Below are 535 nucleotides of genomic sequence, written 5' to 3'. Positions count from 1 at the left end.
CGGCAGCGATGTCCTTTGCGATTTGCACAAGTCGCGGGCCGATTGTGTCGACGAGACGGTCCGCGGGAAGGATGATCGCCGGTCCGCCGCAATTGAGTGCAAAGGAGAGAGTGCCCGTACCGAGCATCAGCGGGACGCCGACCGCATTGACCTCACGCTTCCATTCGCCCACGGAGAGTACGAAGCCTCGTTCGGCAAGATCTTTCACGGCTTGGTCGATGCCATCGCGAATGCCGGGCCATGCGGCGCGATCTGTCTTGAGCCGCTCCAGAAACTGTTTGCGCTCCTTGATCGGTTGCGCCGCGATATACGCGCGGCCCATGGCCGACGTGCCGATTTTGATATGGGACCCGACCTCGATCCCGATATGCAAGGGGCTGTCCCCACGGCAATGCTCGATATAAACCATCGCGCGGCCATCCCGGGCGCCGAGGGCCACGGAAACGCCGGTTTCGTCAGCGAGCGCCTGCATGTGCGGGCGTGCGATGTCTCGGATGGCAAACGTTCCCATCGCAGTGAAGCCCAGCGCCAAAGC

The 535-nt window shown here is 62.6% G+C and carries 1 protein-coding gene; it reads right to left on the bottom strand.

Going from position 1 to position 535, the window contains the following annotated elements; all coding sequences use genetic code 11:
- The coding region (locus AC1DT3_RS23845) for an IclR family transcriptional regulator (RefSeq protein ID WP_477467613.1) at positions 1-535 on the bottom strand (535 nt) is incomplete at both ends.

Source organism: Microvirga sp. P4_G7 (assembly GCF_056401005.1).
The sequence above is the reverse complement of the archived record's forward strand: the minus strand, read 5'-3'. Positions and strand labels throughout refer to the sequence as shown.